Source organism: Herbaspirillum sp. Her3, assembly GCF_057961275.1.
In genome coordinates this window covers 5,485,072-5,495,774 of the sequence record NZ_CM176328.1, presented here as the reverse complement: position 1 = coordinate 5,495,774, position 10,703 = coordinate 5,485,072, and the positions used below count along the sequence as shown (strand labels likewise).

13 protein-coding genes are annotated in these 10,703 nt (G+C 59.4%); all 13 read left to right on the top strand.

Annotated features, from left to right (window positions below; genetic code table 11):
* The first annotated feature begins 193 nt into the window (after positions 1 to 193).
* The 13 genes from ACVC5H_RS25030 (at position 194) to rpsC (ending at position 10,702) form a co-directional block, all read left to right on the top strand.
* Positions 194 to 1,351: a hemin-degrading factor gene (locus ACVC5H_RS25030; protein ID WP_489620366.1), complete on the top strand. Its 1,158-nt coding sequence runs from the start codon at positions 194 to 196 to the stop codon at positions 1,349 to 1,351.
* Positions 1,352 to 1,704: 353 nt separating this feature from the next.
* A complete protein-coding gene (gene rpsL / locus ACVC5H_RS25025) occupies positions 1,705 to 2,088 on the top strand; it encodes a 30S ribosomal protein S12 (protein ID WP_006465490.1) in 384 nt (127 codons plus the stop codon).
* A gap of 156 nt (positions 2,089 to 2,244) precedes the next feature.
* Positions 2,245 to 2,715: a 30S ribosomal protein S7 gene (gene rpsG, locus ACVC5H_RS25020; protein ID WP_006465489.1), complete on the top strand. Its 471-nt coding sequence runs from the start codon at positions 2,245 to 2,247 to the stop codon at positions 2,713 to 2,715.
* 126 nt (positions 2,716 to 2,841) lie between these two features.
* Complete coding sequence (gene fusA, locus ACVC5H_RS25015) at positions 2,842 to 4,947, top strand: elongation factor G (protein WP_013232184.1); 2,106 nt, start codon at positions 2,842 to 2,844, stop codon at positions 4,945 to 4,947.
* A 109-nt stretch (positions 4,948 to 5,056) separates the two neighbouring features.
* Complete coding sequence (gene tuf, locus ACVC5H_RS25010) at positions 5,057 to 6,247, top strand: elongation factor Tu (protein WP_008334097.1); 1,191 nt, start codon at positions 5,057 to 5,059, stop codon at positions 6,245 to 6,247.
* Positions 6,248 to 6,346: 99 nt separating this feature from the next.
* A complete protein-coding gene (rpsJ, locus tag ACVC5H_RS25005) occupies positions 6,347 to 6,664 on the top strand; it encodes a 30S ribosomal protein S10 (protein ID WP_006464935.1) in 318 nt (105 codons plus the stop codon).
* A gap of 151 nt (positions 6,665 to 6,815) precedes the next feature.
* Complete coding sequence (gene rplC, locus ACVC5H_RS25000) at positions 6,816 to 7,484, top strand: 50S ribosomal protein L3 (protein WP_013232185.1); 669 nt, start codon at positions 6,816 to 6,818, stop codon at positions 7,482 to 7,484.
* A gap of 3 nt (positions 7,485 to 7,487) precedes the next feature.
* Positions 7,488 to 8,108 carry a 50S ribosomal protein L4 gene (gene rplD, locus ACVC5H_RS24995; protein WP_006464933.1) on the top strand — a complete coding sequence of 207 codons (621 nt, stop codon included), beginning with the start codon at positions 7,488 to 7,490 and terminating at the stop codon, positions 8,106 to 8,108.
* Complete coding sequence (gene rplW / locus ACVC5H_RS24990) at positions 8,105 to 8,422, top strand: 50S ribosomal protein L23 (RefSeq protein ID WP_006464932.1); 318 nt, start codon at positions 8,105 to 8,107, stop codon at positions 8,420 to 8,422. Before rplD ends, rplW begins: the two co-directional genes overlap by 4 nt.
* Positions 8,422 to 9,249, top strand: a complete 828-nt coding sequence (gene rplB, locus ACVC5H_RS24985) for a 50S ribosomal protein L2 (RefSeq protein ID WP_006464931.1) — start codon at positions 8,422 to 8,424, stop codon at positions 9,247 to 9,249. The genes rplW and rplB overlap by 1 nt, the downstream gene beginning before the upstream one ends.
* Before the next feature lie 10 nt (positions 9,250 to 9,259).
* A complete protein-coding gene (gene rpsS, locus ACVC5H_RS24980; RefSeq protein WP_006464930.1) occupies positions 9,260 to 9,535 on the top strand; it encodes a 30S ribosomal protein S19 in 276 nt (91 codons plus the stop codon).
* Positions 9,536 to 9,541: 6 nt separating this feature from the next.
* Positions 9,542 to 9,874, top strand: coding sequence for a 50S ribosomal protein L22 (gene rplV, locus ACVC5H_RS24975; RefSeq protein WP_008334132.1), 333 nt, complete (start codon positions 9,542 to 9,544; stop codon positions 9,872 to 9,874).
* Positions 9,875 to 9,883: 9 nt separating this feature from the next.
* The gene (gene rpsC / locus ACVC5H_RS24970) at positions 9,884 to 10,702 is read left to right on the top strand and encodes a 30S ribosomal protein S3 (protein ID WP_058893869.1); all 819 of its coding nucleotides are present in this window, start codon (positions 9,884 to 9,886) and stop codon (positions 10,700 to 10,702) included.
* Position 10,703 lies beyond the last annotated feature (1 nt).

Below are 10,703 nucleotides of genomic sequence, written 5' to 3'. Positions count from 1 at the left end.
TGGTATCGATGTTCATATGCCCGATGGCCTGCGTCCGCAGGCCGTTTTTTATCCCAAGGTAGCCAGCTCACGCCAGTAACCGATCCACATCTGAGGGGTGGTTACCGGTGTCTCCATGCAAATCGCGGTGTGCAGCCTCAACGTCAGCCTGAAGATCGCCTGCTGATCCCCCTTGGCTAGTTAAGGAACTCCCATGAGCAAGCACATCATCGCTCGCGCGGCATTGCGCCGTACTTCCATCGCCTTCTTGCTGGCGACCGCCCTGGCTGCAGCCGGCTGCGCAAGCCAGGCCTCTCTGTCCGAGCGCTGGGCAGAACTCCAGCGAACGCAGCCAAAGCTTCATACGCGAGATGCCGCGCGTGAACTTGGTGTCAAGGAATCGGCCTTGCTGGCCACCCAGGTCGGCCGCAATACCGTGCGCCTCAAGGGCGACCAGGCCGATCTGCAGGCGCTCTTCGAGCGGCTGCCCGAACTGGGCCGTATCAAGGCCATCACCCGCAATGAAGATGCGGTGCTGGAGCGTAGCGGCGAAGTCGCGCCAGTCAGGCGCGATGAGGAGGGCAGGGTGATCCCCGGCACCGGCTTCGCCGGCGGCGCCATCGACCTGCGTTTTGCCATGAGCCGCTGGGGTAGTGCCTTCGCGGTGGTGCAGCCGGGACGGGATGGCAAGATCACCCGCAGCCTGCAGTTCTTCGATCGCCAGGGTGACGCCGTGCACAAGGTCTATCTTGACAACGACCAGCACGTGCCACAGTTTGACCGCCTGGTGGCGGACTTCCGCCTGGCTGACCAGCAGGCTCCGTTGACCATCGAGCCGCCCGCTGCCGAGGCCACCGCGAGCACGAACACCGCGCCCAGCCCCGAAGCCATCCGCGAGCTGCGCCAGTCCTGGCAGGAGCTCACCGACGTCCACCAGTTCCCGCGCCTGTTGCGCGAACTGAAGCTCACGCGCGAACAGGCGTTGCAGCTCATCGGCACCGATTCAGCCTGGCGGCTCTCGCCACAGGCGGCGCAAACGCTGCTGGAAGAGGCCAGGGCGCGCCAGCAGCCCATCATGGTATTCGTCGGCAATGGTGGCGTGACGCAGATCTACAGCGGGCTGATCGGCAAGACGGCGGTGGCCGGCGGCTGGTTCAACGTGCTCGATCCGGACTTCAACCTGCACTTGCGCGCCAGTGCCATCGACCATGGCTGGGCGGTGCGGCGGCCGACCGATCACGGGATGATCACCTCGGTGGAGTTCTACGATGCCCAGGGCCGCCAGGTCGTCAACTTCTTCTCCCGCCGTGACCGCGGCCAGCCCGAGACCGCGCAGTGGCGCAAGCTGGTGGAAGCCCTGCCGCGCAGCTGAACTTGCCGGCCTGGGCATCTACCAGCGACACCCGAAGCTTGCACAGCAGCAAACATTGCCATTTCGCCACCCGTTAACCGTGGCGAAATGGCCATAAACGGCGCCAAATCGACGCTGCAGCGGCGTTCGGGTTGACCCGCTGGACATTCAGGCGTACACTCGCGAGTTCTCGAATTTAGGCTCTCCCGGGCTTATGCGTTCTTTGGTCTGAAACATCGCTTCTGCGACGCTATTCTCCCTTCCGGTCTTAAATCCGATTTGCGCATTGTCTTGCGCACAAGAGTTTCCTGTGTGGTTCCGGGCAACCGATTCCGGAACCTGTTTTCAATGTTGTACTTTGTTGGATTAAAACGATGCCAACCATCAATCAACTGATTAGCAAACCACGTGTCCGCGCGATCGTGAAGAGCAAGTCGCCGGCGCTGGAAAACAGCCCGCAAAAGCGCGGTGTTTGCACCCGCGTCTACACCACCACCCCGAAGAAGCCGAACTCGGCGCTGCGTAAGGTGGCCAAGGTGCGTCTGACCAACGGTTTCGAAGTCATTTCGTACATCGGCGGTGAAGGCCACAACCTGCAAGAACACAGCGTCGTGCTGATCCGCGGCGGCCGTGTGAAGGACTTGCCGGGTGTGCGTTACCACATGGTTCGCGGTGCACTGGATACCCAGGGCGTCAAGGATCGTAAGCAAGCTCGCTCGAAGTACGGTGCCAAGCGCGCCAAGGCAGCGAAGAAGTAATAATTGGTGTTTATCATGACGCTCGCGCGTCGTGTGAACAGACTCAGAGTCGGTCCAGGACGGGCCGAGTAAGTGGAAGCCATGATGGCTCTCCGCGAGTGCAGGCGAAGTTGAAGCAGGGTTCGCCCACTCAACTGAAGATTGAAAGGAATCGAAATGCCACGTCGTCGTGAAGTCCCCAAGCGGGAAATTCTGCCGGATCCGAAGTTCGGCAACGTTGAAGTCGCCAAGTTTGTGAACGTGCTGATGCTGTCGGGCAAGAAGTCCGTCGCTGAAAACATCATCTACGGTGCCTTCGACTACATCCAGACCAAGTCGGGCAAGGATCCGCTGGAAGTGTTCTCCGCAGCCCTGAACAACTGCAAGCCGATGGTGGAAGTGAAGTCCCGCCGCGTCGGTGGCGCCAACTACCAGGTGCCCGTTGAAGTGCGTCCGGTGCGCCGTATGGCCCTGTCGATGCGCTGGCTGCGTGAAGCCGCCAACAAGCGCAGCGAAAAGTCGATGCCGCAGCGCCTGGGTGGTGAACTGATGGAAGCCGCCGAAGGCCGTGGCGGCGCCATGAAGCGTCGTGATGAAGTGCACCGTATGGCAGAAGCGAACAAGGCGTTCTCGCACTTCCGCTTCTAATCAAGACTGGGCCGGGGTCTCTCTATCCGGGAGTGCTCCGGTCTGCATCTTAAATTGGTTCGAGCCGAGCGTTTATTTGAAAAAAATGACGCTCGGTTTCGTGCATTAAAGACTTAGGAATAAATCATGGCTCGCAAGACCCCCATTGAGCGCTACCGCAATATCGGTATCTCCGCGCACATCGATGCTGGCAAGACCACCACGACCGAGCGCGTGCTGTTCTACACCGGTGTGAACCACAAGATCGGTGAAGTGCACGACGGCGCCGCCACCATGGACTGGATGGAGCAGGAACAAGAGCGCGGTATCACCATTACCTCCGCTGCGACCACCTGTTACTGGAAGGGCATGGCGAACAACTTCCCGGCCCACCACATCAACATCATCGACACCCCGGGTCACGTTGACTTCACCATCGAAGTGGAACGTTCGATGCGCGTGCTCGACGGCGCCTGCATGGTCTACTGTGCAGTGGGCGGCGTGCAGCCGCAGTCGGAAACCGTGTGGCGTCAGGCCAACAAGTACAAGGTTCCGCGTCTGGCCTTCGTCAACAAGATGGACCGTACCGGTGCCAACTTCTTCAAGGTCTACGAGCAGATGCGTGCTCGCCTGAAGGCCAACCCGATCCCCATGCAAGTGCCTATCGGCGCCGAAGAAAACTTCGAAGGCGTGATCGACCTGGTCAAGATGCGCGCGATCTACTGGGACGACGCTTCCCAGGGCATGAAGTTCGACTACCGCGACATCCCCGAGCACCTGAAGGCTGACGCGCAGAAGTGGCGTGAAAACCTGGTCGAAACCGCTGCTGAAGCATCGGAAGACCTGATGAACAAGTACCTGGAAGAAGGCGACCTGACCGAAGCCGAAATCAAGGGCGCGATCCGTCAACGCACCATCTCCGGCGAAATCGTCCCGATGATGTGCGGCACCGCCTTCAAGAACAAGGGCGTGCAAGCCATGCTGGACGGCGTGGTCGAGTACCTGCCGTCGCCGGTGGACATCCCCCCGGTTCCGGGCCTGAACGAAGACGACGAACCGGTCGTGCGCGAAGCCAAGGACGACGAGAAGTTCTCCGCCCTGGCCTTCAAGATCGCCACCGACCCGTTCGTGGGCCAGCTGTGCTTCATCCGCTGCTACTCCGGTACCCTGAACTCGGGCGACACCGTGCTGAACTCGGTGAAGTCGAAGAAGGAACGTATCGGCCGTATCGTTCAGATGCACGCCAACCAGCGTGAAGAAATCAAGGAAATGATGGCCGGTGACATCGCCGCCGTCGTGGGCCTGAAGGACACCACCACCGGTGACACCCTGTGCGACGACAAGGCAATGGTCGTGCTGGAGCGCATGGTCTTCCCCGAGCCGGTGATCTCGCAGGCTGTGGAACCCAAGACCAAGGCCGACCAGGAAAAGATGGGCCTGGCCCTGAACCGCCTGGCTGCTGAAGACCCGTCGTTCCGCGTGCGTACCGACGAAGAATCGGGCCAGACCATCATCGCCGGTATGGGCGAGCTGCACCTGGACATCATCGTTGACCGCATGAAGCGTGAATTCAACGTCGAAGCCACCGTCGGCAAGCCGCAAGTGGCTTACCGCGAAACCATCCGCAAGACTTGCGAAGAATCCGAAGGCAAGTTCGTCAAGCAGTCGGGTGGTCGTGGTCAATACGGTCACGTCGTGCTGAAGATCGAGCCGCAAGAAGCCGGCAAGGGCTTCGAGTTCGTCGACGCGATCAAGGGCGGTACCGTTCCTCGCGAATTCATCCCGGCCGTTGAAAAGGGCGTGCGTGAAACCCTGAACACCGGCGTGCTGGCTGGTTACCCGGTCGTTGACGTCAAGGTCACCCTGTTCTTCGGTTCGTACCACGATGTGGACTCGAACGAAAACGCCTTCCGCATGGCCGGTTCGATGGCCTTCAAGGAAGGTTGCCGCCGCGCCAGCCCCGTCATCCTGGAACCGATGATGGCTGTCGAAGTGGAAACCCCGGAAGATTACGCCGGTACCGTGATGGGCGACCTGTCCTCCCGCCGTGGCATGGTCCAGGGCATGGATGAAATCGCCGGCGGTGGTGGCAAGATCATCAAGGCTGAAGTGCCCCTGTCGGAAATGTTTGGTTACTCGACCACGCTGCGTTCGGCTACCCAAGGCCGTGCAACCTACTCGATGGAATTCAAGCACTACTCCGAAGCGCCCAAGAACGTGATCGACGCAATCGTCACCTCCAAGGCCAAGTAAGTTGCAGGAATGGCGGTCCGCTTCGTGTGGGGCGGATCGCCGGCTGGATCACCAGCCAATCATTGAATATTGAACATCGAACATATCGTTCTTTTGAAGGAAATTTAAAATGGCAAAAGGCAAGTTTGAACGGACCAAGCCGCACGTGAACGTCGGCACCATCGGTCACGTTGACCACGGCAAGACCACCCTGACCGCTGCAATCGCAACCGTTCTGTCGAAGAAGTTCGGCGGCGAAGCGAAGGCCTACGACCAGATCGACGCAGCGCCTGAAGAAAAGGCCCGCGGCATCACCATCAACACCGCGCACGTCGAATACGAAACCGCGAACCGTCACTACGCGCACGTTGACTGCCCAGGCCACGCCGACTATGTGAAGAACATGATCACCGGCGCAGCCCAGATGGACGGCGCGATCCTGGTGTGCTCGGCCGCTGACGGCCCGATGCCCCAGACCCGCGAACACATCCTGCTGTCCCGCCAGGTTGGCGTTCCTTACATCATCGTCTTCCTGAACAAGGCTGACATGGTGGACGACGCTGAACTGCTGGAACTGGTGGAAATGGAAGTCCGCGAACTGCTGTCGAAGTACGAGTTCCCCGGCGACGACCTGCCCATCGTGAAGGGTTCGGCCAAGCTGGCGCTGGAAGGCGACACCGGTCCCCTGGGCGAACAAGCCATCATGGCTCTGGCAGAAGCGCTGGACACCTACATCCCGACCCCGGAACGTGCCGTTGACGGTACCTTCCTGATGCCGGTGGAAGACGTGTTCTCGATCTCCGGCCGTGGCACCGTGGTGACCGGTCGCGTTGAGCGCGGCATCATCAAGGTCGGCGAAGAAATCGAAATCGTCGGTATCGCTGACACCCAGAAGACCACCTGCACCGGCGTGGAAATGTTCCGCAAGCTGCTGGACCAAGGTCAGGCTGGCGACAACGTTGGCGTGCTGCTGCGCGGCACCAAGCGTGAAGACGTGCAGCGCGGCCAGGTTCTGGCCAAGCCGGGTTCGATCAAGCCGCACAAGCACTTCACCGGCGAGATCTATGTTCTGTCGAAGGATGAAGGCGGTCGTCACACCCCGTTCTTCAATAACTACCGTCCGCAGTTCTACTTCCGTACCACCGACGTGACCGGTGCGATCGAACTGCCGAAGGACAAGGAAATGGTCATGCCGGGCGACAACGTGTCGATCACCGTGCAACTGATCAACCCGATCGCCATGGAAGAAGGTCTGCGCTTCGCTATCCGTGAAGGCGGCCGTACCGTCGGCGCCGGCGTGGTTGCCAAGATCTTCGACTGATCGTCGAGTCAGCAGTAGCAGTACCCAAGTAACACCAGTCGCATTTTTAACATCGCCGGGGATGATCCCCATCCCCGGTTCGTTCTTTAAAGGAAAATCATGTCGGTTCCTAGCCAAAAAATCCGTATCCGTCTGAAAGCTTTCGACTATCGTCTGATCGACCAGTCCGCACTGGAAATCGTTGACACCGCCAAGCGTACCGGCGCTGTCGTCAAGGGCCCGGTTCCCCTGCCGACCCGCATCCAGCGCTTCGACGTCCTGCGTTCGCCGCACGTCAACAAGACTTCCCGCGATCAGTTCGAAATCCGTACCCATCAGCGCCTGATGGATATCGTCGATCCGACCGACAAGACGGTTGACGCATTGATGAAGCTGGACCTGCCCGCTGGCGTTGATGTTGAAATCAAGCTGCAGTAATCAGCTGGCATAGTGTTGGAAAAGCGCACAACCTCGGTTGTGCGCTTTTGTTTTACGGGCTATAATGCTCGGCTTCGATGTGGGTTTTGCGTTTGCAAGGCCCATAATTTATGGTAGTACGAACATCAGCCCCGCCCAATCGCAGGCGGGAATGGAGAAAACAATGAGCCTGGGCCTTGTTGGTCGCAAGGTTGGTATGATGCGCATCTTCACGGAAGATGGGGATTCGATCCCTGTGACCGTGCTGGACGTGTCCAACAACCGCGTGACACAAATCAAAACGCCTGAAGTGGATGGTTATTCCGCTGTTCAGGTGACCTTCGGTCAACGCCGCGCTTCGCGCGTGGTGAAAGCCGCCGCCGGCCACTTCGCCAAAGCTGGCGTCGAGGCAGGTACTGTCCTCAAAGAATTCCGTGTTGACGCTTCCAAGGCTGCCGAACTGAAGGCAGGCGACGTCGTTGGCATCGGCATGTTTGAAGCTGGCCAGAAAGTCGACGTGCAAGGCGTGTCGATCGGTAAGGGCTACGCCGGTACCATCAAGCGTTACAACTTCTCGTCGGGTCGCGCGACCCACGGTAACTCCCGCTCGCACAACGTTCCTGGCTCCATCGGTATGGCGCAGGATCCGGGCCGCGTGTTCCCCGGCAAGCGCATGACCGGTCATCTGGGTGATGTCAAGACCACCGTCCAGAACCTGGAAATCGCCCGTGTGGACGCAGAGCGTCAGTTGCTGCTGGTCAAGGGTGCCGTTCCTGGCGCCAAGAACGGTCAAGTGATCGTTTCGCCGGCAGTCAAAGTCAAAGCGAAGAAGGGGGCTTAATCAATGGAACTGAAGCTCCTGAATGACCAAGGTCAAGCTGCTTCGAACGTCGCCGCACCGGATACCATTTTCGGCCGCGACTACAACGAAGCCCTGATCCACCAGGTCGTGGTTGCCTACCAAGCCAACGCTCGTAGCGGCAACCGCAAGCAAAAAGATCGTGAAGAAGTCAGCCACACCACCAAGAAGCCGTGGCGTCAAAAGGGTACTGGCCGTGCACGTGCCGGTATGTCCTCGTCGCCTCTGTGGCGCGGTGGTGGCCGTATCTTCCCGAACTCGCCTGACGAAAACTTCACCCACAAGGTCAACAAGAAGATGTATCGCGCAGGTGTCTGCTCGATCCTGTCCCAGTTGGCTCGTGAAGGCCGCCTGTCGGTCGTCGAAGAGTTCGCCGTCGAAGCCCCGAAGACCAAGCTGCTGGCCCAGAAGTTGAAGGGTATGGGCATGGAATCGGTGCTGGTTATTACCGACAGCCTGGACGAAAAGCTGCTGCTGGCCTCGCGCAACCTGCCGGGCGTGCTGGTGGTCGAGCCGCGTCAAGCTGATCCCGTGTCGCTGGTGTACTTCAAGAATGTCTTGATCACCAAGCCGGCTCTGGCAAAGATTGAGGAGTTGCTGGCATGAACGCAATCGTGAAACATAGCGAAGAGCGCCTGATGAAGGTGCTGCTGGCACCGGTGATCTCCGAAAAGGCAACCTTTGTCGCCGAGAAGAACGAGCAAGTCGTCTTCCTGGTCGCCAAGGACGCCACCAAGCTGGAAGTCAAGGCCGCCGTCGAACTGCTGTTCAAGGTGGAAGTGGAATCGGTGCAAGTCGCCAACCGTCAGGGCAAGCAGAAGCGCTCGCGCAACGGTATGGGCCGCCGCAACCACACCCGCCGTGCTTTCGTCAGCCTGAAGCCGGGTCAAGAAATCAACTTCACCGAGGAGGCTAAATAATGGCACTCGTAAAAGTGAAGCCGACCTCGCCCGGTCGGCGCGGCATGGTCAAGGTCGTCAATCCCGACCTGTACAAGGGCCGTCCGCTGGCATCGCTGGTCGAAAAGAAGTCCAAGACCGCCGGCCGTAACAACAACGGCCACATCACCACCCGCCACATCGGCGGTGGTCACAAGCAGCACTACCGTGTTGTCGACTTCCGTCGCAACAAGGATGGTATCCCTGCCAAGGTTGAGCGTATCGAATACGACCCGAACCGTACCGCGCACATCGCACTGCTGTGCTACGCGGACGGCGAGCGCAAGTACATCATCGCTCCCAAGGGCGTGTCGGTTGGCGATCAGCTGATCAGCGGTTCTGAAGCTCCGATCAAGTCGGGCAACACCCTGCCGATCCGCAACATCCCCGTCGGTACCACCATCCACTGCGTGGAAATGCTGCCGGGCAAGGGCGCGCAAATCGCCCGTACCGCTGGCGCCGCTGTCGTGCTGATGGCACGTGAAGGCACCTACGCCCAGGTTCGTCTGCGCTCCGGTGAAGTGCGTCGCGTTCACATCGAATGCCGCGCCACCATCGGTGAAGTCGGTAACGGCGAGCACAACCTGCGCAAGATCGGTAAGGCCGGTGCAACCCGTTGGCGTGGTGTGCGTCCGACCGTTCGTGGCGTTGTCATGAACCCGGTGGATCACCCGCACGGTGGTGGTGAAGGCAAGACCGCCGCTGGCCGTCACCCGGTTTCCCCGTGGGGCCAGCAGACCAAGGGCAAGAAGACTCGTAGCAACAAGCGTACGACTTCGATGATTGTCTCGCGTCGCGGCAAGAAATAAAGGATAAAACATGACACGTTCATTGAAAAAAGGTCCTTTCTGCGACGCCCACCTGGTGAAAAAGGTTGAGGCTGCCCAGGCTACCAAGGACAAGAAGCCGATCAAGACCTGGTCGCGTCGTTCGACCATCATGCCGGACTTCATCGGCCTGACGATTGCCGTGCACAATGGCAAGGCACACGTGCCGGTCTATGTGTCGGAAAACATGGTTGGTCACAAGCTCGGCGAATTCGCGCTGACCCGTACGTTCAAGGGTCACGCCGCCGATAAGAAGGCTAAGAAATAAGGTCCTATGATGGAAACTAAAGCTACTCTGCGCGGTGTGCACCTCTCGGCCCAGAAAGGCCGCCTGGTTGCAGACCTGATCCGCGGTAAAAAAGTTGATCAGGCACTGAATATCTTGGCCTTCAGCCCCAAGAAGGGCGCGGTCATCATCAAGAAGGTTCTGGAGTCCGCTATCGCGAACGCCGAACACAACGATGGTGCCGACATTGACGAGCTGAAAGTCAAGACCATTTATGTGGAAAAGGGTGCGGTCCTCAAGCGCTTCACAGCGCGTGCAAAGGGCCGTGGTGATCGTATTTCCAAGCAGTCGTGTCACATTTACGTGACCGTCGGAAACTAAGGAGTCACGATGGGACAGAAGATTCATCCAACCGGTTTCCGTCTGGCGGTTACGCGTAACTGGGGCTCGCGTTGGTATGCAGGCAACAACAACTTTGCCGACATGCTCAACGAGGACCTGAAGGTCCGTGCTTACCTGAAGAAGAAGCTGAAGAACGCTTCGGTTGGCCGCGTGGTCATCGAGCGTCCGGCCAAGAACGCCCGCATCACCATTTACAGCTCCCGTCCGGGCGTTGTGATCGGCAAGAAGGGCGAAGACATCGAAGTGCTGAAGACCGCACTGGCCAAGCTGATGGGCGTGCCCGTGCACGTCAACATCGAAGAAATCCGCAAGCCTGAAGCCGATGCTCAGCTGATCGCTGACTCGATCTGCCAGCAGTTGGAAAAGCGCATCATGTTCCGTCGCGCCATGAAGCGTGCGATGCAGAACGCCATGCGCCTGGGCGCCCAAGGCATCAAGATCATGTCCTCGGGCCGTCTGAACGGCATCGAAATCGCACGTACCGAATGGTACCGCGAAGGCCGTGTGCCCCTGCACACCCTGCGCGCCGATATCGACTATGGCTTCGGCGAAGCTGAAACCACCTACGGCATCATCGGTGTGAAGGTGTGGGTCTACAAGGGCGATCGCCTGGCAAACGGCGAAGCGCCGGTGCTGGTCGGCGAACCGGAAGACGACAAGAAGCGTCGTGGTCCCCGTCGTGACGACGGCAAGCCGGGTGCACGTCCCCGCTCCAAGACTGGCGCTCCTGGCGCTGGTGCAAAGCGTGGCGGTGGTCGTCCTCAAGCTGCCGATGCCGGTGTGTCGGCTGAGAAAGCAGGAGAATAAT